The sequence below is a fragment of the Nonomuraea sp. B10E15 genome, assembly GCF_039871615.1.
Taxonomy (GTDB): domain Bacteria; phylum Actinomycetota; class Actinomycetes; order Streptosporangiales; family Streptosporangiaceae; genus Nonomuraea.
In genome coordinates this window covers 232520-258979 of sequence record NZ_JBDPMB010000008.1, presented here as the reverse complement: position 1 = coordinate 258979, position 26460 = coordinate 232520, and the positions used below count along the sequence as shown (strand labels likewise).

Sequence of the window (26460 nt, the reverse complement as noted above, 5' to 3'; positions counted from 1 at the left end):
CCCCACATTTCCTAAGTATTTCCCCGGCACAGGCGCAATACTGGACGACATCCATCGCCCCGAGGCGAAGGACTTCAGGGAGGGAGCGCGCCGGATGAAGGCGGAGGAACGCTGGCAGGCCAGGTTCCGGGCCTCGCGCATGACGCTGCCGTCCTGGGCCCGGCAGGCCCCCAACCGCTCCATCTACCGTTCCAACGCCACCGGCACCTGGCAGGTCTACGCGTGGGACCGCGTGTCGGGCTCCACCCGCCAGGTCACCGACCGGCCCAGGGGCGCGGTGTACGCCGCCATCGACCCGACCGGCCAGTGGATCTACTGGTTCGCCGACACCGAGGGCGACGAGTTCGGCTCGTGGTGGCGCCAGCCGTTCAACGGCGGCCCCGACGAGCCGGTCGCGCCCGGCATCCCGCCCGGCCAGCCCGGCGGGATCGCGCTGTCCGCGACAGGCGTCGCGGCGATCAGCCTGGCCAGCGGCGGAGCGTTCCGCATCCACCTGGTACGCGCCGGCGAGCCTGCCACGCTCCTGTACGAGCACCCCGAGGCCAACTGGGTGACCGACATGTCACTCGACGGCTCCCTGATCGCCATCAACCACGGCGAGTACGCCGACTACCGGCACCCGGCGCTGCGCGTCGTCCGCCCCGACGGCGACACGGTCGGCGAGCTCCACGACGGCCCCGGCAAGGGGGTCCTCGGCCTCACCTTCGCCCCGGTCATGGGCGACCGCCGCCTGCTCGCCCTGCACGAGCGCCGCCGGCGCCACGAGCCACTGGTGTGGGACCCGGTGACCGGCGAGCAGCGCGAGATCTGGCTGCGGGACTCCGGCGACCTGGCAGCCGAGTGGTACGACGACGGCCGCGGCCTGCTCATCCTGCGCGACGACCGCGCCCGCAGCCACCTGCACCGCTACGACCTGGCCGGCGGCGTGCTGAAGCTCATCGAGACGCCGCACGGCGTGATCGACGACGCCGCCCCGCGGCCCGGCGGCCATGTCGAATACTCCTGGTCGAGCGCCTCCCACCCGCCGGTCATCCGGTCGAGCAACGACCAGGTCGTGGTCAACTCCAGCGGCCCGCCCGCCCCTCCGAGCGTCCCCGTGGAGGACCTCGACGTCGAGGGCGAGGGCGGCCGCATCCACGCGCTGGTCAGCAGGCCGGAGACCGGCACCTCGCCCTACCCGACGATCTTCCTGCTGCACGGCGGGCCGGCGGCACACGACCGCGACGCCTTCTCACCCGAGGTCGCGGCCTGGGTGGACGCCGGGTTCGCGGTGGTGCGGGTCAACTACCGCGGCTCGACCGGCTACGGGTCGGCCTGGCGTGACGCGCTCCGCGGCGACGTCGGGCACACCGAGCTGGCCGACGTGGCCGCCGTGCACCGGTGCGTGGTCGAGCGCGGCATCTCCGACCCCGGCCGGACGGTGCTCGCGGGCTCGGGCTGGGGCGGCTATCTCACGCTGCTCGGCCTCGGCACCCAGCCCGACCTGTGGGCGGCCGGCATCGCCGCGGTGCCGCTGGCCTGCCACCAGACGTCGTACGAGGACGAGGCGGAGAGCCTGCGGGCCTACCATCGGGCGTTGTTCGGCGGCTCACCCGACGAGCAGCCCGAGCGGTACGCGGCCAGCTCCCCCATCACCTACGTCGAGCAGGTGCAGAGCCCGCTGCTGATCCTGGCGGGCGAGAACGACGCCCGCTGCCCGATGCGCCAGATCGAGAAGTACGTGGCCAAGCTGGCCGAGCACGGGCGCGATCACGAGGTCTACGCCTACGACGCCGCCGCGAGCTCGCTCCTGGTCTCGGAGCGCATCGCCCAGCTCGCGTGCCAACTCGATTTCGCCCGAAAGCACGTCAAACTGCACTAACCACTGACATGTCGTAAGAAGTTGGGCGACTCCGTCGCTTGATCGTCGGGCTTCCCGGCTGCCACCATCACGCCACCCGAGCCGGAAGGGCGTACTTGGAGCTCCACGATCGCCGCGTTGTCGTGCCAGCGGACGCGCGCCACGATCGCCGGCCTGTCGTCCCGGCGGCCGCGCAGCACCACGACCGCCGGCCTGACGTGCTAGCGGGCGCGCAACACCACGATCGCCAGGTCGTCGGCGCTCGGCTCGGAGGCGAAGTCGGCCGCACCCCTGCGGATGCGCTCGGCCACCGCTCTGGCCGACAGTCCCGCGCACTCGGCCAGCAGCTTGGCCAGGCCGCCGTCGTCGTCGAGCAGCCGCCCGCCGGAGCGCCGCTCGGTCACCCCGTCGGTCACCGCCAGCAGCACGTCGCCATGGTCGAGGCGGATCGTGTCGGCCTCGAACGTCACCTCGTTGAAGACCCCCAGCAGCGACTGCGGGGTGGTCACCGCCTCCACCTTGCCGCCCTTGAGCCGCAGCGCCTCGGGGTGACCCGCCGACACCAGGCGCAACTCCAGCCCGGTCTCCACCGGCGTGATCTCGCCGTGCAACAACGTGAGGAACCTGGCCCGCTCGCCCTCCTCGAGGATCGCCTGGTTGAGCCGGCCGAGCACGGCCGCCACGCCGTACCCCTCCCTGGCGAGCAGCCGCAGCGTGTGGCGGGCGAGGCCGGTCACGGCGGCGGCCTCGGGGCCGGTGCCGCAGACGTCGCCGATCGCGAAGCGCCACGACCCGTCGCCCGCCTTGAACAGGTCGTAGAAGTCGCCGCCGACCTCGTTGGCCTCGCCGGCGGGTTCGTAGATGACGCCGTAGTCGAGGCCGGGGACCTCGGGCTCGTTGGGCGGCAGCAGGCTGCGCTGGAGCGCGCGGTTGGCGGCCGCCTGCTGGGCGTAGAGCCTGGCGTTGTCCATGGCGAGCGCGGCGCGCCTGCCGATGTCCTCGGCGAACTGGATGACCTCGTCGGGGAAGCGGTCGGGGCGGCCCAGGCACATCATGCCGAGGCTGCGGCCGCGCGCCGTGAGCGGCACCGCGAGGACGTGCGAGTCGTTCACGTGGAACGCGGAGGTGGCCCCGGTGTCGGCGCCGTCGACGTCCATGCCGTCGAGCTGCTCGCGCAGGCCGTCGATCCTGGCCTCGTCGGCGTGCCAGAGGTAGACCAGCCGCAGCGGGCCCACGGCGTTGTCGGAGGTGTAGACGGCGCACCAGCTGGACAGCCTCGGCACCACGACCTGGGCGACGATCGCGGGGACCATGTCGGGATCGAGCGTGCCCGCCAGCAGGTCACTCGCGTCGGCGAGGAACCCCAGCCAGTGGGGACCCCTGGAACTTTCCTCCAGCCATTCGGCTGCCACTCTGTCCGCCGAGCCGGGTACCGTGATCCTAGCCCAGTGGACACGGGAATCACCCGCGAAGGTGACTCCCCACTCTTCGACATTCGCGGAAGGAGCCTTTGGATCACTCTGGGAGAGGTTTTGCTGCCGCAACTCGACCTGTACGGCGTCCCCAAAATGCTTCCAAATCACCTCAAACGGCTCGTCAGCGACTTGCTCCGCCAAGTCCCCCGCGACCTGCTCCGCGGTGTGGAGCACGCCACCGGTGGCCCACGCGGTCATCACCTCGCGCGTGAACCTCATCGCAGCGGTCACAGCGGTCCCGCCCGGCGCGAACGTCGCAGCGAGCACCGCATGGGGAGAAGCAGTCATCCCAACGTGCCTACCACACTTCCCGTTGACTTGGGGTAAATCCAAGGACAGGACTACGAGCTACTCATCGTGACAGACTTGAATCACTCGCCGGAGCACGCCGCGAGTGAAGGAGGCCCCATGACCACGGCCAAAGCCACGCTAACCCCGGAGGAGAGGACGTACACCGAGTCGGATCTCGTTCCCATCCTGGAGACCCTGTTCTCCTGGCGGGACGGCGACTTCCGGCGACGGGTCCCTCATGCCCCTCCCGGGATACTCAGCGAGGTGCGGCTGCTGCTCAACGAAGTGGCCGACCGGCGCGAGCATCTCTCCAACGAGCTCACACGCGTACGCAAGGAAGTCGTCAAGGAAGGCCGATTCGGGGAGCGGCTGACCCCCGGTCCCGGCGTCGGCGCCTGGGCGGAGAGCGTCGAGTCGGTCAACATCCTGATCGACGCGCTGGTCAGCCCGGTGAGCGGCGCGGCCGACGTCATCGACGCGGTGGCCAAGGGCGATCTGTCACGACGCATCGACCTCGACCGCACGGCGCGCGGCGAGGTGCGGCGGCTGGGCAAGGCCATCAACGGCATGGTCGACCAGCTCGCGCTGTTCAACACCGAGGTGACGAGGGTCGCGCGCGAAGCGGGCACGGAGGGCCGGCTGGGCGGCTCGGCCAACCTGCGGGGCATGTCGGGCAGCTGGCGCGACCTCACCGAGGCCGTCAACACGATGTCGTCCCGCGTGGCCGCGCAGGTGCGCGACATCGCGGTCGTGACCACCGCGGTGGCCAAGGGCGACCTGAGCCGCAAGGTGACGGTCGACGCGGTGGGCGAGATGTTCGAGCTGAAGAACACCGTCAACACGATGGTCGACCAGCTCTCCGGCTTCGCGGAAGAGGTGACGCGAGTCGCCCGCGAGGTGGGCACCGAGGGCCAGCTCGGCGGCCAGGCGCAGGTGCCCGGCGTGTCCGGGGTCTGGGAAGACCTCACCGACAACGTCAACTTCATGGCCAACAACCTCACCTCCCAGGTGCGCAGCATCGCGACCGTGGCGACGGCGGTGGCCCAGGGCAACCTGTCGAAGAAGATCACCGTCGACGCGCAGGGCGAGATCCTCCAGCTGAAGGACACCCTGAACACCATGGTCGACCAGCTGTCGTCCTTCGCCGACGAGGTCACCCGCGTCGCCCGCGAGGTGGGCACCGAGGGCAAGCTGGGCGGCCGCGCCGAGGTGAAGGGCGTGTCGGGCGTCTGGAAAGACCTCACCGACAACGTCAACTCGATGGCCAACAACCTGACCTACCAGGTGCGCAACATCGCCCAGGTGACCACGGCCGTCGCCAACGGCGACCTCACCCGCAAGATCGACGTCGACGCCCAGGGCGAGATCCTCGAGCTCAAGTCGACCATGAACACGATGGTCGAGCAGTTGTCGTTGTTCGCCTCCGAGGTGACCCGCGTCGCCCGCGAGGTGGGCACCGAGGGCCAGCTCGGCGGCCAGGCGCAGGTGCGCGGCGTGTCCGGGGTCTGGAAGGACCTCACCGACAACGTCAACTCCATGGCCAACAACCTGACCTCGCAGGTGCGCCAGATCGCGGCGGTCTCGGCCGCGGTGGCGCAGGGCAACCTGTCCAGGAAGATCACCGTCGACGCGCAGGGCGAGATCCTCCAGCTGAAGGACACCCTGAACACCATGGTCGACCAGCTGTCGTCCTTCGCCGACGAGGTCACCCGCGTCGCCCGTGAGGTGGGCACGCAGGGGCAGCTGGGCGGCCAGGCCCGGGTGCAGGGCGTGTCGGGCGTCTGGAAAGACCTCACCGACAACGTCAACTTCATGGCCAACAACCTGACCTACCAGGTGCGCAACATCGCCGAGGTGACCACCGCGGTCGCCAACGGCGACCTCACCCGCAAGATCGACGTCGACGCCCAGGGCGAGATCCTCGCGCTGAAGACCACCATCAACCGCATGGTCGACCAGCTGTCGTCGTTCGCCTCCGAGGTCACCCGAGTCGCCCGCGAGGTCGGCTCGGAAGGCCAGCTCGGCGGCCAGGCCCGCGTCGAGGGCGTCGAGGGCACGTGGAAGCGGCTCACCGAGAGCGTCAACGAGCTGGCCGGCAACCTCACCACGCAGGTGCGCGCCATCGCCACCGTGACCAGCGCCGTGGCGCGCGGCGACCTCACCCGCTCCATCGCCGTCGAGGCGCAGGGCGAGCTGGCGGAGCTGAAGGACTACATCAACTCGATGGTGGCCAACCTCCGCGAGACCACCCAGGCCAACCAGGAACAGGACTGGCTCAAGTCCAACCTGGCCCGCATCTCCAGGCTCATGCAGGGCCACCGCGACCTCCTCGAGGTCGCCAAGCTCACGATGAGCGAGCTGACCCCGCTGGTGTCGGCCCGCTACGGCGCCTTCTACAGCATCGACCCGGAAGGCGACCACGAGCTGATGCTGATCGGCGGCTACGGCGTACGCCCCGACCGGGGGCCGCGCCAGCGCTTCGCGATCGGCCAGGGCATCGTCGGCCAGGCGGCGGCCGAGGGCCGGCACATCATCCTCGACGACGTCCCGCCGGAGTTCATCACCATCGACAGCGGGCTCAGCAGGTCCACGCCCGCGCAGATCGTCGTGCTGCCCATCCTGTTCGAAAGCCGGGTGCTCGGCGCGCTCGAGCTGGCCTCGTTCACGCCGTTCGGCGAGGTGCACCTCGACTTCCTGACGCAGCTCGTCGAGACCATCGGCGTCACGATGAACACGATCATCGCCAATTCCCGCACCGAAGACCTGCTGACCGAGTCGCAGCGGCTCACCAGGGAGCTGCAGGAGCGCTCCGACGAGCTGCAGCGCCAGCAGGAGGAGTTGCGCAGGTCCAACGCCGAGCTTGAGGACAAGGCGGCGCTGCTGGCCAAGCAGAACCGCGCGATCGAGATCCAGAACTTCCAGATCGAGCAGGCCCGCCGCACCCTGGAGGAGCGCGCCGAGCAGCTCGCGGTGTCCTCGCGCTACAAGTCCGAGTTCCTCGCCAACATGTCTCACGAGCTGCGCACGCCGCTCAACAGCCTGCTGGTGCTGGCCAAGCTGCTGACCGAGAACGCCGAGGGCAACCTGACCTCGCAGCAGGTCGAGTTCGCCCGTACGATCCACAGCGCGGGCTCGGCGCTGCTCCAGCTCATCAACGACATGCTCGACCTGTCGAAGGTCGAGGCGGGCCGGATGGACATCCACCCCATCCAGGTGTCGCTGCCCAAGATGGTCGACCTGCTGGAGGCGGCGTTCGCGCCGCTGGCACAGGACAAGGGGCTGTCGTTCAGCGTCGAGGTCGCGCCCGACGTGCCGCAGGAGCTGCGCGCCGACGAGCAGCGCCTGCAACAGGTGCTGCGCAACCTGCTCTCCAACGCGGTGAAGTTCACGCCGCGGGGCGAGGTGAGGCTGCGCATCTCCACCCCGCCCACCGGGGTGCAGTTCGACGACGACACCCTGCACGACGCCGACGACCTGCTCGCCTTCCAGGTGATCGACACCGGCATCGGCATCGCCCCCGACAAGCGGGACGTCATCTTCGAGGCGTTCCGGCAGGCCGACGGCACCACGAGCCGCAAATACGGCGGCACGGGCCTGGGCCTGGCCATCTGCCGCGACATCGCCCGGCTGCTCGGCGGCGAGATCCACGTCGACAGCGAGCTCGGCAAGGGCAGCACGTTCACCCTCTACCTGCCGGCCTCCTACACCGGCCCGCTGGCCGTGACCGACGGCGGCGCCGCGCGCAGGCAGCTCATGACCAAGCCGGCGGAGGAGCCCACTTCGCCGGCGCCCGAGCCGCCGATGCCGCTCGACCTGCCGTTGCCCGAGCTGGTCGAGACGCCGACCGAGACGCCCGCGCAGTGGCAGGGCGACGATCCGCTCGCCGGCGCGAAGATCCTCATCGTCGACGACGACATCCGCAACGTCTTCGCGCTGACGAGCGTGCTGGAGCGACATGGTTCCACGGTCGTCTACGCTGAAAACGGTCGTGAGGGGATCGAGCAGCTCGAACGGAACGAGGACGTCGCGCTCGTGCTGATGGACATCATGATGCCGGAGATGGACGGCTGGGCAACGACGTCGGCGATCCGGCGCATGCCCCAGTTCGCCGATCTGCCGATCATCGCGCTCACGGCCAAGGTCATGCGGGGCGACCGGGAGAAGAGCATCGCCTCGGGCGCGTCCGACTACGTGCCCAAGCCGGTCGACGTGGACCGCCTGCTCGAACGCCTGCGCGGCTGGCTCAGCCGCGGACGCGGCGCCGCGTCCGACTCACCAGCCGAAGGGTCGTGATCGGTGACAGACCGTGCGAAGATCCTCCTGGTAGATGACCGCGAGGAAAACCTGATCGCCCTCGAGGCCATCCTCAGCTCCCTCGACCTGGTGCCCGTACGCGCCAGGTCCGGCGAGGAGGCTCTCAAGGCGCTGCTCAACACGGAGTTCGCGCTCATCCTGCTCGACGTGCGCATGCCCGGCATGGACGGCTTCGAGACGGCCGCGCACATCAAGCGGCGCGAACGCACCAGGAACATCCCGATCATCTTCCTGACCGTCGTCGACAGCGCCCCCGACTACGCCTTCCGCGGCTACGCGGCGGGCGCGGTCGACTATCTCACCAAACCGTTCGACCCGTGGGTGCTGCGGGCGAAGGTGTCGGTGTTCACCGAGCTGTACAACATGAACAAGCGCCTGGCGGAGCAGGCGTCCATGCTCAGGGATCGCCTGACCGGCGAGCTGCCGCCCGGCGCCGGCGACCACGCGGCGGTGCTGCCCGAGTTGTCGCGGCGGCTCACGGCCGTGGAGGACGAGCTGGCCAGGGTGCGCGAGCTGGCCCGCAAGTCCCAGGACCCCGCGCTGGCCGCGCCGCTGGCCGACCTGACGGACCGGGTGAACAGCCTGCGCGCGGGGTTCGACGCCCTGTCCTGACGCCAGGGCCGCGCGCGCTGACGTCGAGGGGTCATTGGCGGGCGCGTTCGAGCGCGTCCCAGAAGCCGCGGCGCAGGGCGTGGCGCACCTCGTCGTGCAGCAGGAAGTCGATCGGCAGCGACGACCCCTGCAGCAACCGCGCCTCCAGATCGGAGGGCATGCGCGGCTTGCGGGCCAGCACCGCCTCCAGCCAGAGCGCGGGCGCGTCCCGCGCGACCGACTCGCCGAAGTCGTGCCCTTCCCGGTGCGCGGCCTTGACCGCGTCGGACAGCGTGGTGGCGCCGGCCGTCGAGGCCGACGGCGTGACCGGCGCGGGTTGCGGACCGGTGTAGGGGCCGTGCTGCGACTGCTGGTAGCCGCCGGTCGGCGAGGAGAACTGGCCGGTGCTGGGCTGTTGCGGCTGCGCGGGCGCCGAGGGCGGCGGCGTGGCCGGCTGCTGCTGTTGCGGTTGGGGCTCGGGCTGGTAGTTGTACGTGGGCAGCACCGGAGGCGGGGACGACTGGCCCTGCCCCGACGGCGATGGCCCGTTAACCGAAGGCTGGCCCGGCGCGGCGGAACCGCCGGCGGCGTGGCTGCCGGAGTGGCTCCCGGTGGCATGGCTCCCCGATGCGTGACTGCCCGCCGCATGCCCACCCGTGGCGTGACCGCCCGAGGTGTGCCCGCCCGAGGTGTGCCCGCCCGAGGTGTGCCCGCTTGAGGTGTGCCCGCTTGAGGTGTGCCCGCTTGAGGTGTGCCCGCTTGAGGTGTGCCCGCTTGAGGCGTGGCTGCCGGACGGCGGGGCCTGCGGCAACGAGGGCAGCGACGGCGTGGAGCTCTGCCCGGGAGGCAGCGAGTGGGTGGCCTGCCCGTTGCTGATCGGCTGGTGGTGCCCGTTGGCCGCCTCGGCGGCGCCGCTGACCAGGCTGACGTACTGCCGCAGGTGGACGGCGCCCAGCTCGACCAGGTCGTCGCACTCCTGCCGCAGCGAGCGCGACACGGCCCAGCTGCCTTCGACCGCGATGTGGATGACGCTCACCCTGATGCCGAGATCCTGGGCGTCGCACACGACCTGCGTGAGGTCCTCGTCGCCGCTCAGGACCACGGCGTCGCAGATGGCGTTGTTGCGGGCGAGGGTCATGAGATCGCGATGCACCTGGGCGTCCACGCCCTCGCGCCGGCCCGGCCGGATGCGGGACAGCCTGAGCTTGAGACCCGGTATGTCGGCCAGCGCGTCGTGCTCCGGTGTGCGGCGGCCTTCGACGGTCGCTTCGTACCAGTAGCACCGCAGCAGCGGCAGGCCTGTGCGCTCGCGTGACAGGCCGGTCATCAGCTGGAGCAGACCCGGATAATCCCAGGAAACCGCTTCACGATGACGCGTGCCGTGCACGGCCATCGCGCCATCAGCCAGCAGATAGCCGGCGTCCACGAACAGCGCACAGCGATCCACTGACACCGCCCCTTTCCTGGTGGTCCGACCTTGCTGGCTCTGCACCGTCAGAGACCGGACTCGGCGGCCCTTTCTCAGGGTAATGAAAGCAGGTGATCGTGCGAGGGTTAATCCTGACGATTCGCCCCTCAGCCACCGTCGCGCCGGACCACTCAGGCCGACGGTACCATTTTGTCCTGATTATGGTCACGACCGTGCTCGCACGCTTATGGCCGCGGCCCCGAAGAGTACGGCGTCCTTGCCCGTCGCGATCGTCAGCCAGGGATCCGTTCCGAGCCGGGCGCTGACCGTGTCGACGTCGACGCCGAACGTCATCCCCGACACCCCACCCGACGACCCGTCGAAGACGTTCGCGAGATCGCGGTCGCCGCCCGCCGGCCGCAGCGCGCCGGACCCGAGCGAGACCTTGTCGCCCTTCAGATCGGCGTCGCCCTCCCACGTCACCAGCGCGGCCCTCGCGGGGGTGGCGGCGGGGTGCAGCCCGCCCAGCGGAAGGCGCACCCGACGGGCGGGCCCGCCGACCACGGTGGCCGCGTCGAGCACCATGGCCTGGCTGTACGGCTGCGCCGGATCGGTCACGACCAGCACGAGGCTCCAGCCCGCGTGGCGCGAGGCCCCCTCCTCCATGGGAGCGTCGGCCGCCCACCACACGCCGGTCCTGCGTGCGCCCGCCGCCAGCCCCGTGACGTCGGCGAACGCGTGGTAGGCCGGGCCCTGGGGCAGCTCGCGCACGGCCACGTGGCTGGGCCGGATCGTCGCGTATTTGCGCCGCCCAGGGGGCCTGAACTTGATCGGCCCGGTCCTCGCGCCACCGGCCGACCAGTAGAGCCCGGCCCACACGACCCTGCCCCCCTTCGGCAACGACAGCCTCGCCCCGCTGGAGGCGCCGGTGCCGAGGGTGTCGTCCCGGTCCACGGCGACCATCGGCCAGAGGTCGTTGTCGCGCCTGCCGCCCTCGCGACCGCGGGCCTGCTCGCAGCCGGGGCTCTCCTCGGGGCAGCTCAGCAGCGCGTTGCCCACCGCCCTGACCGTCACCCTCCCGTCTGCGGCGAACCTGGCCGGCGCGCCCGTCGCGCGCACTCCCTTGCCGGCCCGCGCCCTGACCTGCAGCGGGCCCGCGGCGACCCGCGCGGCGGGTCCCGTGCTCCGCGGAGCCCGTCGGGCCACCGTCACCCGCAGGAAGACGGCCGTCGCCCGCCCTTCCGCCAGCGGCTTCCTGGCGCAGCGGGCGCCGCCCACCGAGGAACGGCATTCCCAGCCGTCCGCGGGCCCCACGACGGACGGAAGCCCGCGGCGCGCGGGCGGCATGAGCGTCACGCCCGGCGGCAGGGTCACGTACGCCGTCAGCTTCTCGCTCGGCCGCCCCCCGTAGTTGCGCAGCCGCAGACCGACGATGCCGGGCTGGGCACGTACGAGTGCGCCGAGCACGTCGATGGTGGCGCGCAGCCGCGCCTGGCCCGCCGGCTCCCGCTCCGCGGGGGGTGGCGGCACCCGTTCCGGCTCCCCGCCCCGCGGCGGCGCCTGATCGGGGTTCTCCTGCGGCGGCATCCGCTCGGGGTCGCCGCCGTGCGGCGGCACGCCCACCGCGTGGACGGGCTCCGACGGCTGGGCGGCCACCGTCGCGGTCGCCGGTGTGCCGTCGGGCGCCCTGCCGGCGGTCTGCCACAACGACGCCGCCGCGGCCACCGTGAGGGCCACGCCGGCGACCAGCATGACGGGCTGCCGCCGGCGTGCCCGCCAGAGCCGCCGGACTCCCGGGGGCGGCCCGCTCTCGGCCGCGTCCGGCCTGGCCAGCGCCGCCGCGTACCCGCCGAACATGGGCCCCGCGATCAACGGCCCCACCAGCACCCGCAGCCCGCGGTTGACGTCGGTGAGCTCCAGGATCACCCCGTGGCACTCCTCGCAGCCGTCCACGTGCCGCTCGACGGCTCTCGCCTCCCGCCTGGCCAGCCCGCCCCTCACGTAGGCGCCCATCTTGCCGAGCACGGGTCGGCAGTCGTGCGGCGGCGCGGCGCCGAGGTGCATCTGCAGGTACGCGCGCCGCAGCCCTTCCGTGGCCCGGTACGCCAGCGCGGCCACGCCGTTGGCCGACAACCCGAGCAGCGGAGCCACCGCGACGGGCTTGCACCTCTCCACCTGCGTGTGCCAGAGCACCGCCCGCCAGCGCTCGGGCAGCGACAGGTACGCCCTGGCGATCAGGGACCGTTCCAGCCCGGCGAGCGCGGGATCGACGAACGGCGCCGCCGGGTCGTACTCCTCGACCTCGCCCGCCTGGCGGCCCGCCAGCTTGGAACGGTCGTGGACCGTGCGCCGCACCACGGTCAGCAAGTAGGTGCGGAAGCCGGACTCCGGCCCGCCGCCCCTGCCCACGAGATCGAGGATCTTGGTGAACGCCTCGGTGACGACGTCCTCGGCCTCGGCGCGCCGTACGAGCTGCCTGGCCATGGCACGGGCCGCGGCCACGTGCCGCTCGTAGAGCCGCCCGTAGGCGGTGGCATCGCCCTGTCGGGCGGCCTGTAGCAGGCTTGCATCGCTTTGCGGCAATTCGACACCCATGATCGGCTCCACGATTACGAAGGGTTGCCCCGCGCATACATTCCGCATTACCTGTCACGGCTAAACCGGGTGCGCGGAGGCGATCACGGGCGGGCCATAAGCTTGGGCGCATGACGGATCGCGACAACCTGCTGGCCGAGATCAAGAGCAAGGCCATCGTCCACGGCAAGGTCACGCTCTCCTCGGGCAAGGAGGCCGACTTCTACCTCGATCTGCGGCGCATCACGCTCGACGGGGTGGCCGCGCCGCTCGTCGGCAGGGTGATGCTGGACCTGACCGCCGACCTGGAATACGACGCGGTGGGCGGCCTCACGCTGGGGGCCGACCCGGTGGCGGGCGCGATGATGCACGCGGCGGCGGCGCGCGGCCGCACGCTCGACGCGTTCGTGGTGCGCAAGGCGCAGAAGGCGCACGGCATGCAGCGCAGGATCGAGGGGCCCGAGGTGAAGGGGCGGCGCGTGCTGGCCGTCGAGGACACCTCGACGACGGGCGCCTCGCCGCTGACGGCCGTGGAGGCGCTGCGGGAGGCCGGGGCCGAGGTGGTGGCGGTGGCGACGATCGTCGACAGGGGCGCCACCGAGCGCGTCACCAGCGAGGGCCTCGACTACCGCACCGCTTACACGCTCGGCGACCTGGGGCTCTAGCCGGGCTCCCGGACGGTGAACGCCTCTCTCTCGCCGCTCTCGCCCTGCTCGCGCGGCTTGCCGTTCTCGGTGACCCGCACCGTGCCCGCGTCGCTGAGCACCACGTCGAGTTCGGGCTCGAAGTAGTTGAGCTCCTCGCCCCTGGCCATCTCGTGGTGGTGGAGCACGTCACCGCCCGGCACGCGTACGGTGACCACGGGGCAGGTCTCCGCCAGGCACTCGATGCGCACGGTCGGCACCCGCGCGGTGGCGTCGGAGGCCGGGGCGGTGGCGAGGCCGGTGGCCGGAGCGGAGGCGCGCTCGCGTTCAGGGACCTGCTCGCCGGGCGACACGAGCAGCGCGCGACCGCCGATGACCAGCAGTGTCACCACGGCTCCCGCCGCCAGGACGGTGAGGGCTAATCGGGCCATGCCCATCGGATCTGACCTGTGGCGTCCCACAGGGGGAGCGTACAGCGGATGATCCGCCGTCGCGGCTAGTGCCGGCCGTTGGTCACCCGATGCCTGCCGCCGGGGACGGCGGCGACCTTGTCACCCCTGCGCTTCTTGATCACCTCGACGATGATGGGGATGATCGAGATGAACACGATGAGGAAGACGCCGGGCAGGATGTACTTGTCGATCTGCTTGGGATCGACCTCTCTGCCGAGGGCGTTGCCGAGCAGGATGAGCCCCTCGGTCCAGACGATGCCGCCGATGACGTTCCAGACGAGGAAACGTTTGGCCGGCATCTCCAGCACGCCCGCCACCGGGTTCATGAACGTGCGGACGATCGGCACGAATCTCGCCAGCACCACCGCCTTCGCGGGGCCGAACTTCTCGAAGAACTCCTCGGCCCGCAGCACGTGCTCGCGCTTGAACAACCGTGAATCCGGCCTGTCGAACATTCTCCGGCCGAACCTGGCCCCCAGGTAATGCCCGAGCTGGGCGCCCGCGATCGCGCACAGCGGCGTGCCGACCAGCAGCACGGGCAGCGAAAGCGGGGTGATGCCCATTCCCTGGGCCACCGCCGCCGAGCTGAAGATTCCCGCCGCCACCAACAGCGAGTCGCCGGGCAGGAAGAACCCGAGCAGCAAACCGGTTTCGGCGAAGATGATCGCCAGAACGCCGACCGTGGCGAAAGCGCCGAGAATCGTCAGCCACCACGTCGGGTCCAGGAGGTTCCAAAGCCAGTCCACCAGGAGAGCCTACCTGTACTGGAGAGGCGCCAGATGACCAATGAGGTCGCGTTGTCTCTACCACGCGGGGTAGGGAGCCGGGATACTGGGCTCGCGCGAAGCCGTTTACTTCTCAGGGAGATGAATCATGCCTATAGCGACTCCAGAGGTCTACGCTGAGATGCTCGACCGGGCGAAGGCCGGCGGATTCGCCTACCCGGCGATCAACGTGACCTCATCGCAGACGCTGAACGCCGCCCTGCGGGGCTTCGCCGAAGCCGAGAGCGACGGCATCGTGCAGGTCTCCACCGGCGGCGCCGACTTCCTGTCCGGCACCACGGTGAAGGACATGGTCACGGGCGCGACGGCGCTGGCCGAATACGCCAGGGTGGTGGCCGCCAACTATCCGGTCACGGTGGCGTTGCACACCGACCACTGCCCGAAGGACAAGCTCGACGGCTTCATGCGGCCGCTGATCGACATCTCGCTGGAGCGGGTGGCCAAGGGGCTCGACCCGCTGTTCCAGTCGCACATGTGGGACGGCTCCGCCGTACCTCTCGAGGAGAACCTCGACATCGCCAAGGAGCTCCTGGACAAGTGCGCCCGGGCGCGGATCATCATGGAGATGGAGATCGGCGTCGTCGGCGGCGAGGAGGACGGCGTCGTCGGCGAGATCAACGAGAAGCTCTACACGACCGCCGGCGACGCGCTGGCCACCGCCGAGGCCGTGGGCATCGGCGACAGGGGCCGCTACATGCTGGCCGCCACGTTCGGCAACGTGCACGGCGTCTACAAGCCCGGCCACGTCAAGCTGCGCCCGAGCGTGCTGAAGGAGATCCAGGACGCGGTCGGCGCGAAGTTCGGCAAGGACAAGCCGTTCGACCTGGTCTTCCACGGCGGCTCCGGCTCGCTGCTCGAGGAGATCCACGAGGCCATCTCGTACGGCGTGGTGAAGATGAACGTCGACACCGACACGCAGTACGCCTTCACCAGGCCGATCGCGGACCACATGTTCCGCAACTACGACGGGGTGCTCAAGGTCGACGGCGACGTGGGCAACAAGAAGACCTACGACCCGCGCTCCTACGGCAAGGCCGCCGAGGCCGGGATGGCCGCGCGCGTCGCGGAGGCGTGCCAGAGCCTGAAGTCGAGTGGGACGAAGATCTCCTAGCCACTTCGGCGGCCCGGCGGGTATGACTTGTCGTATGGATAACCTTCTCGCCGGGCCGCCCCCGACGCACCTGCCGGACCTGCCCGAGGCCAGGGAGGCGCTCGAATCCGGGGCCAAGGCCTCCGACGTGGCCGCCCGCTTCCCCGCATTCCCCGCGGCCTGGGCTTCGCTCGCGGAAGAGGCCTTCGCCCAGGGGCACGCCGTCACCTCGTACGCCTTCGCCCGCACGGGCTACCACCGCGGGCTCGACCAGTTGCGCCGTAACGGCTGGAAGGGTCACGGGCCCGTTCCCTGGGAGCACGAGCCCAACCGCGGCTTCCTGCGCTGCCTCTACGCGCTGTCCAGGGCCGCCCAGGCCATCGGCGAGAAGGACGAAGCCGAGCGGTGCCTGCAGTTCCTCAAGGACAGCACGGAAACGGGTTACGACGCGCTGACCCAGAGCTAGCCCTTGGGACGAATAACCACGTTCGGGTAGTCTCTCCACGCAAGAGCCCCTGTCGCGCTTGCGCCAGGGGTTTCGTTTTGTGCTCGGGAGACTGAACCATGCCGGCTGCCGTACTCGTTGGTGCCCAGTGGGGCGATGAGGGCAAGGGCAAGGCCACCGATCTGCTCGGTGGCGACGTCGACTACGTCGTCCGCTATCAGGGTGGCAACAACGCGGGTCACACCGTGGTCATCGGAGACCAGAAATACGCGCTGCACCTGCTACCGACGGGGATCCTGTCGCCTGAGGTGGTGCCGGTCATCGGCAACGGCGTGGTCATCGACCCCGGCGTGCTGCTGGGCGAGATCGACGGGCTGGCCGCGCGGGGCATCTCCGCGGAGCGGCTGCTCATCTCGTCCAACGCGCACCTGATCATGCCGCACCACAAGGCGCTCGACAAGGTCACCGAGCGCTACCTCGGCAAGGCCAGGATCGGCACCACGGGGCGCGGCATCGGGCCCGCGTACGGCGACAAGGTCGCCCGCATGGGGGTGCGCGTCCAGGACCTGCTCGACCCCGGCATCCTGGCGAAGAAGATCGAGGTCGCCCTGACCGAGAAGAACCAGGTGCTGACCAAGGTCTACAACCGGCGCGGGATCGACCCGGCGGCGGTCGTGGAGGAATATCTCTCCTTCGCGGAGCGCCTCAAGCCGCACATCGCCGACACCTCGCTGGTGCTGTCCAAGGCACTGGACGACGACAAGTTCGTGCTGCTGGAGGGCGGGCAGGGCACGCTGCTCGACCTCGACCACGGCACCTACCCGTTCGTCACGTCGTCGTCGCCCACCTCGGGGGGCGCGTGCGCCGGGGCCGGCATCCCGCCCAACCGCCTCACGAAGATCATCGGGATCCTCAAGGCGTACACCACCCGCGTCGGCTCCGGGCCGTTCCCGACGGAGCTCACGGACGACATGGGCGAGTGGCTCCGCCAGACCGGCGGCGAGTTCGGCGTCACGACCGGCCGCGACCGCCGCTGCGGCTGGTTCGACGCGGTGATCGCCCGGTACGCCACCCGCATCAACGGCGTCACCGACTATTTCCTCACCAAGCTGGACGTCCTGTCCGGGCTGGAGCGCGTCCCGGTGTGCGTCGCGTACGACGTGGACGGCGTGCGCCACGACGAGATCCCCATGACGCAGACCGACTTCCACCACGCCAAGCCGATCTACGAGGAGTTCCCCGGCTGGCAGGAGGACATCACGGGGGCCAAGGTCTTCGAGGACCTGCCGCCGAACGCCCAGGCGTACGTCAGGGCGCTGGAGGAGATGAGCGGCGCCCCGATCTCCGCCATCGGCGTCGGCCCCGGCCGCGACCAGACCGTCGTGGTCAGACCGCTCGTCTGAACCCATCTGTGGGGGCGTGGGAAACCCCCACAGAGTTAACACTTTTTGTCGTGCAATGCGCTTGATCGGGGCAGGCGTGTACCTTCGAGGTACAGCAATGAGCCTTCTAAGGTGACGGCACGTGCCGGACGTATTTGGTGCCCGAGAAAGGCCGTGCCCCGGGCGACATGCAGAGCAGAGGCGGACCCGGGGCGTACGACACCAACGATACCTGAGGCAACGCTGCCCCGCTTCGCTCCTTACCGCATCGCGTTTTCCGGCAACTGCGAGCCGGCGTGGGAGCTGTACCGGTGGAATGTGGAGGTATCGGAGGCGTTCTACGGTCCGCTGCACTGCCTGGAAATCACCCTCCGCAATGCGGAGCACGATCGACTCTGTGCACAGTACGGGCGCAATGATTGGTGGCGAGTGGCTCCTCTGGACGAGCACACCGCCACCAAGGTCGCGGTGGCAAGACAGAAGCTGCTCAGGAGATGCGCCGGTGACTTCACCGCCGACGATGTGGTGGCCGAGTTGTCGTTCGGTTTCTGGGTGTCACTCCTGAGCCGTAGGCACGATCGCCACCTGTGGGTTCCGGCGCTTCACCGGGCGTTTCCGCATTACACCGGCAGTAGAGAACCGCTGCGTGAGAGTCTGCAGACCATGCTCCTGTTGCGCAATAGGATCATGCATCACGAACCCATCCATCACCGGCATCTGGCGGCCGACCATGCCAAGATATACACGCTGCTCGGCTATCTTGAGCTGCGGATCGGCTCATGGTTGCGAGCCTTCGACCGTGTGCCGGAGGTGTTAGCTCGCCGGCCAGGAGGAGCCCGGACGTGAAAGCCCCGGAAGGATTCGTATCCCGGCCGGACATTGCACGGTTGGCCCAGGTGAAGCGTCCAGCGGTCAGTAACTGGGAGCGGCGGCACGACGATTTCCCGCGCCCGCAACGCATCAAGGGTGAAGACTATGAATCAGGCCTTGGTCAGTACGGCGGCCGTCATCGGGGTGTGGACGGTCCAGCCGAGCGTTTCGTACAGGGCTCTGCCGTCCGCCGTGGCCACCAGGATGCCGTGGCGTGCGCCCGCCGAGGCGGCGGCCGAGGCGAGGGTGCGCATGATGACGGTGCCGAGGCCGCGCCGGCGGTGGCGGGCGGCCGTCTCCACCTGGTCCACGACGGCCGTCCGGCCCGTCGGTGCGAACTGGCCTCTGGCGGCGACCTCGCCGGCGTTCGTCAGTACGCGGGCCACCGTGACGCCGGCCCTGGTCGTGACGGCCAGCGTGTAGCCCGCGGGCGCCGAGGGCTGGGGCGTGCGGAGCGGGAGGGTCGCGGTCATCATGTACTCCGGCTCCTCGACGCGCCAGCCGGGCGGGAGGTGCGGGACGACGGCCTCGGCGGGCGCGCAGAGTTTGAGCCAGGTGCCGGGGGTCGTGATCCTGCTGGTCAGCTGGTGGAGGATGTCGGGGGTGGGGGCGGCCACGATGTGGCGGGCCACGTGTCCGGGGAGGCCGACGTCGACTCTCCACCCCCACGGTTGGGGTACGGGCCGTGGGGCTCTGCGGGAGATCACCCACCCGTCCACCCATGCCCCGACCGTTGCGGAATGGGCCTTTTTGAGAACCTCCGTCATGCAATCCAGCCTATTGTCTGAGGTCTAGTCATCGACCGGGCGTAGCAGGATAAAAAGGACACGGCGTGGCACTGTCTAGTCGCCCCTCCAGCCAGGTAGGGTCCGGGTTGTGCGCGTTGAGATTCATGGTCACCGGGGTGCTCGCGGCCTCTGGCCGGAAAACACCCTGCCGGGGATGAGCCGCACGATGGAGCTGGGCGTGCACGCGCTCGAGCTCGACGTCGCGCTCACCGCCGATCGGCGCCTCGTGCTCACGCACGACCTCACGGTCTCCGCCGTGACCAGCGCCGACAGGCGTCCCATCCGCGCCGGCGACCCGCTCTTCCCCTATGTCGGCCGGCCGATCAACGCGCTCACCCTCGCGCAGCTGCGCACGCTCGACGTGGGCGTGCGGCTGCCGCGCCATCCCGACGACCCCTTCGCGCTGACCCAGGTGCCGATGCCCGAGACCCGGATGCCGACGCTCGGCGCGGTGCTGGGCCTGGTGAACGCCTACGACGCCGAGAGCGTACGCCTGCACGTCGAGCTGAAGTCCGACCCGACCAGGCCCGAGCTGACGCCCGACCCCGAGGCCTTCACCGAGCTCGTCGTGGAGGAGCTCGACCGGCACGGACGGCTGGACAACGTCGCCGTCCTCAGCTTCGACTGGCGGATCATCCGCCACGCCGCCCGGCTCGTCCCGGGCACGCGCAGGTTCGCGCTGATCGAGCCCGACACCCTGCACTGGCACGACGACCTGGGCGACGACATGCCGGCCACCGCGCGCGAGGCCGGTGCGACCACGCTCTCGCCCAAGCACCCCATGGTCGACGAGGCCCTGATGGCGCAGGTGGGGGCGGCCGGTCTCGACGTGGCGGTGTGGACGGTCAACGACACCGAGCTGGCGGGCCGGATGCTGGATCTGGGAGTGGCCGGGATCGTGACCGACTATCCCGACCGGATGCGGGAGTTGTGGCGCGAGCGCGGCCTGGAGCTGCCCGAGCCGGTGGGCCCGCTCAAGCCGGTCGGCGTCTAGAGGGCCGGAGCCGGCCGGTGCCTAGAGCCAGCCGTTGCGGCGGAAGCCGCGATGGAGCAGCACGCAGGCCGTGATCATGACGCCCAGCACCGCCGGATAGCCCCAGACCTGCTCGGTCTCCGGCATGAAGTCGAAGTTCATGCCGTAGATGCCGGCGATCATGGTGGGCACCGCGAGGATGGCCACCCACGAGGAGATCTTGCGCATGTCCTCGTTGGCCAGCGCGTTGGAGCGGGCGAGCGCGGCCTGGAGGATGGAGCTGCACAGCTCGTTGGACGACTCCACCTGCTCGCACACCCGCGACAGGTGGTCGCCGACGTCGCGGAAGTATTCGCGCATCTCCGACGGGACGACGCGGCGCTGGGGCAGCGCCGACAGCGGCGCCTGCAGCGGGGTGACGGCCCGCTTCATCTCCAGCATCTCGCGCTTGAGCTGGTAGATCCGGTTGATGTCACGGGAGCTGACGTCGGCGAACACGGTCGCCTCGACCTCCTCCAGCTCGAGCTGCATGAGGTCGGACACCTGGAGGTACTGGTCGACCACGTGGTCGGCGATGGCGTGCAGGACGCCGGCCGGGCCGCGGCTCATCAGCGTGGGCTTGTCCTCGAGGCGCTCGCGGACCGCGGTGAGCGGGCAGTGCTCGCCGTGCCGCACGGTGACCACGAAGTCGGCGCCGAGGAACACCATGATCTCGCCGGTGGCGATGATCTCGCTGGTGCCCGGCGCCCGGACGGGGTCGAGGTAGGCGATGGTCTTGAGCACCATGAACAACGAGTCGCCGTACCGCTCGATCTTGGGGCGCTGGTGGGCCTTGACCGCGTCCTCGACGGAGAGCGGGTGCAGGTCGAACACCTCGGCCAGCCACTCCACCTCGGGCGCGCCGGGCTCGTGCAGCCCGACCCAGACGAACGCGTTGGCGCCTTCGGCGCTCTCGTTGTGCTCGCGTACGAGGTCGAGTGCTTCGACGATGGCCGGGGCCGCGACCTTCTCGCCGTGGACGTAGGCGCCGAACTCGACGACCGAGTCAACGGGAGGGACGCGGACGTCGCGCACCGCGCCGCCCGCCGGAGCGGCGTGCTGGCGTGCGACGTGCTGGCGCACAGGGTGACGGTTGATGCGACGGAAAAGAGTGGACGAGCGCATGGCGGGCCCTTTCCGCCCGACCTGGCACGCTCCACGCGCGACGAGAAGTCACCTCAATCAAGAACAAGGGCGTGGAGGCACGATCAGGCTGCCGTATTGGAGTGGTCGGGGGTACGCACGGAGTACGTGAAAAAGCACGTACTGCTGGGATCACCAGGTTTCATCCCGGACCACCTCCAATCACACAGGGACGCCGCAAAGCCGCCTCAACCTATCACAGGCGGGTGAACCAATCTGACGATACTCGCCTGAGAGCACGCGTCTCCGGTAGAACTCACCAAAGATTGTCGCCTGTTCCGGCACGTGTCGGGCGCGGTAGACCTGTGGGTGCGCATGGCGGCGGGCCTGCGACAATGAGCGGGTGCGCGTTCTAGTCATTGGTTCCGGTGGGCGTGAGCACGCCCTGTGCCGTTCCCTCAAGCTCGATCCCCAGGTCAGCGAGCTCCACTGCGCTCCGGGCAATCCGGGCATCGAGCAGGTCGCGACCGTCCACGCGGTCGATCCGCTCGACCCGGGCCAGGTGGCCGGCCTGGCGACGCGGCTGCGGGTCGATCTCGTCGTCGTCGGGCCCGAGGCGCCGCTCGTGGCGGGGGTGTCCGACGCGGTGCGCGAGGCCGGCATCGCCTGCTTCGGGCCGTCCAGCCAGGCGGCCATGATCGAGGGCAGCAAGGCGTTCGCCAAGGAGATCATGCAGGCCGCCGACGTGCCCACCGCACGGTCGCGGACCTGCGACAGCGAGGAGCAGGCCGCGGCGGCGCTCGACGAGTTCGGCCCTCCCTACGTGGTCAAGGACGACGGGCTGGCGGCGGGCAAGGGCGTCGTCGTCACCGATGACAGGCGGGCGGCGCTCGACCACGCGCGGTCGTGCGGGCGCGTGGTGATCGAGGAGTTCCTCGACGGGCCCGAGGTGTCGCTGTTCGCGCTGTGCGACGGCAGCACCGCCGTCCCGCTCCAGCTCGCCCAGGACTTCAAGCGCGCCCACGACGGCGACCAGGGCCCCAACACCGGCGGCATGGGCGCCTACACGCCGCTGCCGTGGGCGCCCGACGGGCTCACCGACCAGGTCATGCGGGAGGTCGTGCACCCGACGATCGCGGAGCTGGCGCGGCGCGGGCTGCCCTACCAGGGGGTGCTCTACGTCGGGCTGGCCCTGACCACGAAGGGCCCGAAGGTGGTCGAGTTCAACGCGCGCTTCGGCGACCCCGAGACGCAGGTGCTGCTCGACCGGCTGGAGACGCCGCTGGGCGGGCTGCTGATGGCGAGCGCGACCGGTGAGCTGGGGCTCGACCCGGTGTTCAAGGGCGGCTCCGCCGTCACGGTGGTGATCGCCGCCGAGAACTACCCCGACACCCCGGTCAAGGGCGACGTGATCACGGGGATCGAACCGTCCGACGACGCCTACGTGATCCACGCCGGCACCAGGCGCGAGGGCGACACGATCGTCTCCAACGGCGGGCGGGTGCTCAGCGTGGTGGGCCACGGCCCCGACCAGGAGAGCGCGCGGCGCAACGCCTACGACCTCGCCGCGCGGATCACGCTGCGCGGCTCCCACTACAGGACGGACATCGCCCCATGAAGCACGTGCACTCCGGCAAGGTGCGCGATCTCTACGAGACGGACGACGGCCTGCTGCTGATGGTCGCCTCCGACCGGGTCTCGGCCTTCGACCACGTGCTGGAGCCCGGCATCCCCGACAAGGGCGCGATCCTCACGCAGATGTCGTTGTGGTGGTTCGACCAGCTCAAGGACGTCGTGCCCAACCACATCGTGGCCAGGGGCGACGAGCCGCGCAGCGTGGTGTGCAGGCCGTTGACGATGGTCCAGGTCGAGTGCGTGGCCCGGGGCTATCTGACGGGCGGCGGGCTGGCCGAATATCGCGAAGGCGGCACCGTCTCCGGGGTGCGCCTGCCCGAAGGGCTGCAGGACGGGTCGCGGTTGCCCGAGCCGATCTTCACGCCGTCCACCAAGGCGCCGATGGGACAGCACGACGAGCCGATCTCCTACGGCCAGGTGGTGGCGGAGGTCGGCGCGGAGACGGCGGAGGAGCTGCGCCGCATCACGCTGGCCGTCTACACGCGCGGCGCCGAGATCGCCCGCGAGCGGGGCATCATCGTGGCCGACACCAAGATCGAGCTCGGCTGGGACTCCGACGGTGTGCTCACCCTGGGCGATGAGGTTCTGACGCCCGACTCGTCGCGTTTCTGGCCGGCTGACGCCTGGCGACCAGGCCGTTCGCAACCTTCTTTCGATAAGCAATTTGTACGCGATTGGCTACTATCGCCCGAATCCGGATGGGACAAAGCATCTGGAAACCCCCCACCTCGCCTACCTGACCCCATCGTGGAACGCACACGCGAACGATACCTAGAAGCGTATGAGCGCATCACGGGAGCTCCCTTTAGCGGATGATTCGGCTGGGTCATGTGGTGTTAGCGACTACTGTTGGCCCGATCGAGCCTCACCGCCAGAATTCAAGGAGCCGCACGAAATGGTCCGTTACCGCGTGCGCGGTGGCAACGCACTGCGTGGAACCGCGTTCATCCAGGGCGCGAAGAACGCCGTGCTTCCCATGATCGGTGCGGCTCTGCTGGCCGCGAAGGGCCGCACCGTCCTGCGCAACGTGCCGATCATCGAAGACGTCCGCCGCGCGATCGAGCTCGCCGAGGCGGTCGGCGCGTACGTCGAACTCCACGAGTCCGAGCGCACGCTCGTCATCGACGCCTCCCGGCTGTCCAGCCCGGTGCTGCCCGCGGAGATCGCCCGGCGCTTCCGCGGCTCGGTGCTGTTCACCCCCGCGCTGCTGCACCGGCTCGGCGAGGCCGTCGTCGAGGGCGTCGGCGGCTGCAACCTAGGCAGCCGCAACCTCGACTTCCACTACCTCGGCTACAAGCGGCTGGGCGCGATCGTCGACGAGGGCGAGACCGTCATCCACGTCAAGGCGTCCGGCCTGACCGGGGCGACCCTCTACCTCGACACCCCCTCGCACACCGGCACCGAGAACCTCATCATGGCCGCCTCCCTGGCCAACGGCACCACCGTGATCGAGAACGCCGCGCTCGAGCCCGAGGTGCTCGACGTCATCGACATGCTCACCAAGATGGGCGCGCGCATCAGCGGCGGCGGCACCGGCTTCATCACCGTCGAGGGCGTCGACGAGCTTCACGCCGTCGAGCACACGGTCATGCCCGACCGGCTCGACGCGGGCGTGTTCGCGATGGCCGCGGCGATCACCGGGGGCGAGCTGAGCCTCGTGGGCACCGGCCTCGACCTGGGCGTGGTGCGCTACAAACTGGAGCAGATGGGCGTCGAGTTCGCCCGGCAGGGCGCGGTGCTGCACGTGCGCTGCGAGGGCCCGCTGCGGCCGATCAACATCATCACCGACACCTATCCCGGGTTCGCGACCGACCTGCAGTCGCCGATGATGGCCGTCGCGGCGCTCGCCGACGGCACCAGCTACATCCACGAGCGCATCTTCGACGGCCGCTTCGCGCTGGCCGGCGAGCTCAACAAGATGGGCGCCGGCGTCGAGGTCGACGGCAGCAGGGCCATCGTGCGCGGCCGCACACCCCTGACCGGCGCCGAGGTGACGGCCCACGATCTGCGTTCCGGGATCGCCCTCGTGCTCGCCGGACTCGCCGCTGAAGGCGAGACCGTGATCGGCTCCGGCTACCTGATCGACCGCGGCCACGCGCATCTCGCCGCCCGAATGCGCGCGCTCGGCGCGGACATTACACGAGAGATTTCCACGCACTAACAAAGGCGAGAAAAACCTCGTTGAGCTGCTAGGACATCTTGTCGGGCGGTCAACCTGAACGGCTTTCCGGAAAAGTCGGGCGTGACATTACGGCCCCCGCGAGCGATCGTTCCAAAAGAGAGCACTGCAACGGACAGCAGGATGGGACGAACATTGGTCGAGAGGGCCGAAGAAACTCCCCGAGTGTCACGCCCGGGCGCCATGACACCGGACCTCACCATCGGCGTGGTCGGACCCCACGACCTTGTCGAGCGAGTCATGCTGATGGGTCACGCCGCGGCACCGCTGCCATGTCGACTGGTGGCGGCCGCCTACCGCGACGAGCAGGAGGCACCCGACAAGGTGACGAGGCTCGGGCCCGGTGTCGACGCATGCTTGTTCGCCAGCCCGGTCCCCTACGACCTGGCCAGGCGATCCGGCGTGCTGACGATGCCCGCGACCTACGTGCAACTCGGCGGAGCAGCACTGGTGGCGGCGCTGGCCAAGGCCGCGATCGACACCCGGATGGACCCCAAACGGGTCAGCATCGACGTGGTCAGCCGGGCTGACGTCGAGGAGGCGTACACCGACCTCGGCATCCCCGCCACGGACGTGCACAGCCGCGACGAGCCGGGAGCCACCGGCACGATCGCGGCCTACCACGAACGCCTGGCCAGGCAGGGCGCGACCATGGGAGCGCTGACGTGCCTGCCCTCGGTGGCCGAGCGCCTGCACACGGCGGGCGTACCGGTCATCAGGATCAGGCCGACCTCCGCCGCGGTCCGCACGGCGCTGCACACAGCGGCGCTGCTCGGGGCGCATCACCGGCTGGAGGAGTCGCAGCTGACCGTGGTGCTGGTGGAGGTGCCGACGCTGCGCGAGCCCGTGCGCCGCGCCGCGCCCCGCTACTGGCGCGACGAGCTGCGGCTGTCGCTGCACCGGCTGCTGGTCCAGGAGGCGAACCGCATCAACGCCACCGTCTGGCCCATCGACGATCACAGCTATCTGGTCACGGCGACCAGGGGCTCGATCGCGGCGGCCACCGACGGCTTCCGGGTGTTGCCGTTCGCGGCCAGGATCAGGGACGAGTTGGGGCTGGCGGTCGAGGTCGGCGTGGGCATGGGTCGTACGACCCACGACGCGGAGTCGCACGCGCGGGCGGCGCTGGCCCGCACGCAGGCGGGCAAGCAGGCGCAGGGGTTCGCGGTCGACCGCGAGGGGCGGGCGCTCATCCCGGCCCCGCGGATGCCGCCGACCGGGGCCACCGCACTCAAACCCAAAGGGGTCGAGGTGCTGGCCCGGCTGGCGGCCAAGCTGGAAGGCGGCGACACGGTCGTGGACGCCGAAGGGGCCGGCAAGATGCTGGGGGTGACACCCCGTACGGCTCGGCGGTTGCTGCGCACGTTGGTTGACGAGGGACTCGCGTGGCCGCTACCGCCCAACCGCACCCCCCAGCCCGGCCGGCCCCGGCAGCTGTACCGGCTGATCGTGGAGAAGCTCGGGCCGCGCTGATCCGTCAGGGCTGATCCGGGCCGATCCTCCACCGGGCTGACCCCCGGAGGGCTGATCCACCGGATACAGGGCCCGCCGCCGCACCTTCCCCCTCCGACGGCGGCGGGCCCGCTTCCGGTTGCCCCGCAG

General features: G+C 70.2%; 20 protein-coding genes. 13 read left to right on the top strand and 7 right to left on the bottom strand.

Annotated elements, in window-relative coordinates; genetic code table 11:
• The first annotated feature begins 94 nt into the window (after window positions 1-94).
• Window positions 95-1861: a prolyl oligopeptidase family serine peptidase gene (locus ABGB14_RS24205; RefSeq protein ID WP_347646101.1), complete on the top strand. Its 1767-nt coding sequence runs from the start codon at window positions 95-97 to the stop codon at window positions 1859-1861.
• 200 nt (window positions 1862-2061) lie between these two features.
• Here ABGB14_RS24205 and ABGB14_RS24200 read toward each other — a convergent pair whose 3' ends face one another.
• On the bottom strand, window positions 2062-3252 hold the full coding sequence (locus ABGB14_RS24200; protein WP_347646100.1) for a GAF domain-containing SpoIIE family protein phosphatase: 1191 nt from the start codon (window positions 3250-3252) through the stop codon (window positions 2062-2064).
• Window positions 3253-3723: 471 nt separating this feature from the next.
• Here ABGB14_RS24200 and ABGB14_RS24195 point away from each other — a divergent pair, with 471 nt between their 5' ends.
• Together ABGB14_RS24195 and ABGB14_RS24190 are read left to right on the top strand one after the other, a co-directional pair.
• A complete protein-coding gene (locus ABGB14_RS24195) occupies window positions 3724-7899 on the top strand; it encodes a HAMP domain-containing protein (protein WP_347646099.1) in 4176 nt (1391 codons plus the stop codon).
• A gap of 3 nt (window positions 7900-7902) precedes the next feature.
• Window positions 7903-8532, top strand: a complete 630-nt coding sequence (locus ABGB14_RS24190; protein ID WP_347646098.1) for a response regulator — start codon at window positions 7903-7905, stop codon at window positions 8530-8532.
• A 31-nt stretch (window positions 8533-8563) separates the two neighbouring features.
• On the opposite strand, the gene ABGB14_RS24185 is transcribed toward ABGB14_RS24190, so the two are convergent.
• Both ABGB14_RS24185 and ABGB14_RS24180 read right to left on the bottom strand, forming a co-directional pair.
• Entirely contained in the window at window positions 8564-9958 is a 1395-nt protein-coding gene (locus ABGB14_RS24185; RefSeq protein ID WP_347646097.1) for an NYN domain-containing protein, read from the bottom strand.
• A gap of 186 nt (window positions 9959-10144) precedes the next feature.
• The gene (locus ABGB14_RS24180) at window positions 10145-12514 is read right to left on the bottom strand and encodes a sigma-70 family RNA polymerase sigma factor (protein ID WP_347646096.1); all 2370 of its coding nucleotides are present in this window, start codon (window positions 12512-12514) and stop codon (window positions 10145-10147) included.
• A 110-nt stretch (window positions 12515-12624) separates the two neighbouring features.
• Here ABGB14_RS24180 and pyrE point away from each other — a divergent pair, with 110 nt between their 5' ends.
• On the top strand, window positions 12625-13158 hold the full coding sequence (pyrE, locus tag ABGB14_RS24175; protein WP_347646095.1) for an orotate phosphoribosyltransferase: 534 nt from the start codon (window positions 12625-12627) through the stop codon (window positions 13156-13158).
• On the opposite strand, the gene ABGB14_RS24170 is transcribed toward pyrE, so the two are convergent.
• The gene (locus ABGB14_RS24170) at window positions 13155-13568 is read right to left on the bottom strand and encodes a hypothetical protein (RefSeq protein WP_347646094.1); all 414 of its coding nucleotides are present in this window, start codon (window positions 13566-13568) and stop codon (window positions 13155-13157) included. The two genes, pyrE and ABGB14_RS24170, sit on opposite strands and share 4 nt — an antisense overlap.
• Window positions 13569-13633: 65 nt before the next feature.
• Window positions 13634-14335, bottom strand: a complete 702-nt coding sequence (locus ABGB14_RS24165) for a DedA family protein (protein WP_347646093.1) — start codon at window positions 14333-14335, stop codon at window positions 13634-13636.
• A gap of 127 nt (window positions 14336-14462) precedes the next feature.
• On the opposite strand from ABGB14_RS24165, the gene fbaA reads away from it, so the two are divergent.
• The 4 genes from fbaA (at window position 14463) to ABGB14_RS24145 (ending at window position 18137) form a co-directional block, all read left to right on the top strand.
• Window positions 14463-15485 carry a class II fructose-bisphosphate aldolase gene (gene fbaA, locus ABGB14_RS24160; protein ID WP_347646092.1) on the top strand — a complete coding sequence of 341 codons (1023 nt, stop codon included), beginning with the start codon at window positions 14463-14465 and terminating at the stop codon, window positions 15483-15485.
• Window positions 15486-15519: 34 nt separating this feature from the next.
• Complete coding sequence (locus ABGB14_RS24155) at window positions 15520-15930, top strand: DUF3151 domain-containing protein (RefSeq protein WP_347617423.1); 411 nt, start codon at window positions 15520-15522, stop codon at window positions 15928-15930.
• Window positions 15931-16028: 98 nt separating this feature from the next.
• Window positions 16029-17312 (top strand): adenylosuccinate synthase, encoded by a 1284-nt coding sequence (locus ABGB14_RS24150; RefSeq protein WP_347646091.1) that lies wholly within the window; start codon window positions 16029-16031, stop codon window positions 17310-17312.
• A 297-nt stretch (window positions 17313-17609) separates the two neighbouring features.
• The gene (locus tag ABGB14_RS24145; RefSeq protein WP_347646090.1) at window positions 17610-18137 is read left to right on the top strand and encodes a hypothetical protein; all 528 of its coding nucleotides are present in this window, start codon (window positions 17610-17612) and stop codon (window positions 18135-18137) included.
• Between the two features lie 134 nt (window positions 18138-18271).
• On the opposite strand, the gene ABGB14_RS24140 is transcribed toward ABGB14_RS24145, so the two are convergent.
• Window positions 18272-18928: a GNAT family N-acetyltransferase gene (locus ABGB14_RS24140; protein WP_347646089.1), complete on the bottom strand. Its 657-nt coding sequence runs from the start codon at window positions 18926-18928 to the stop codon at window positions 18272-18274.
• A 109-nt stretch (window positions 18929-19037) separates the two neighbouring features.
• Between ABGB14_RS24140 and ABGB14_RS24135 the strand changes: the two genes are divergently transcribed.
• Window positions 19038-19943, top strand: a complete 906-nt coding sequence (locus tag ABGB14_RS24135) for a glycerophosphodiester phosphodiesterase family protein (protein WP_347646088.1) — start codon at window positions 19038-19040, stop codon at window positions 19941-19943.
• A 21-nt stretch (window positions 19944-19964) separates the two neighbouring features.
• Here the strand turns inward: ABGB14_RS24135 and corA are convergent, their stop codons facing one another.
• Window positions 19965-21044 carry a magnesium/cobalt transporter CorA gene (gene corA / locus ABGB14_RS24130; RefSeq protein WP_347646087.1) on the bottom strand — a complete coding sequence of 360 codons (1080 nt, stop codon included), beginning with the start codon at window positions 21042-21044 and terminating at the stop codon, window positions 19965-19967.
• Window positions 21045-21447: 403 nt separating this feature from the next.
• Between corA and purD the strand changes: the two genes are divergently transcribed.
• From purD to ABGB14_RS24110, 4 genes are all read left to right on the top strand, one after another.
• On the top strand, window positions 21448-22662 hold the full coding sequence (gene purD, locus ABGB14_RS24125; protein WP_347646086.1) for a phosphoribosylamine--glycine ligase: 1215 nt from the start codon (window positions 21448-21450) through the stop codon (window positions 22660-22662).
• On the top strand, window positions 22659-23495 hold the full coding sequence (locus tag ABGB14_RS24120; protein ID WP_347646085.1) for a phosphoribosylaminoimidazolesuccinocarboxamide synthase: 837 nt from the start codon (window positions 22659-22661) through the stop codon (window positions 23493-23495). The genes purD and ABGB14_RS24120 overlap by 4 nt, the downstream gene beginning before the upstream one ends.
• A 79-nt stretch (window positions 23496-23574) precedes the next feature.
• Complete coding sequence (murA, locus tag ABGB14_RS24115; protein ID WP_347646084.1) at window positions 23575-24840, top strand: UDP-N-acetylglucosamine 1-carboxyvinyltransferase; 1266 nt, start codon at window positions 23575-23577, stop codon at window positions 24838-24840.
• Window positions 24841-25041: 201 nt separating this feature from the next.
• The gene (locus ABGB14_RS24110) at window positions 25042-26331 is read left to right on the top strand and encodes a GTP cyclohydrolase IIa (RefSeq protein ID WP_347646178.1); all 1290 of its coding nucleotides are present in this window, start codon (window positions 25042-25044) and stop codon (window positions 26329-26331) included.
• Window positions 26332-26460 lie beyond the last annotated feature (129 nt).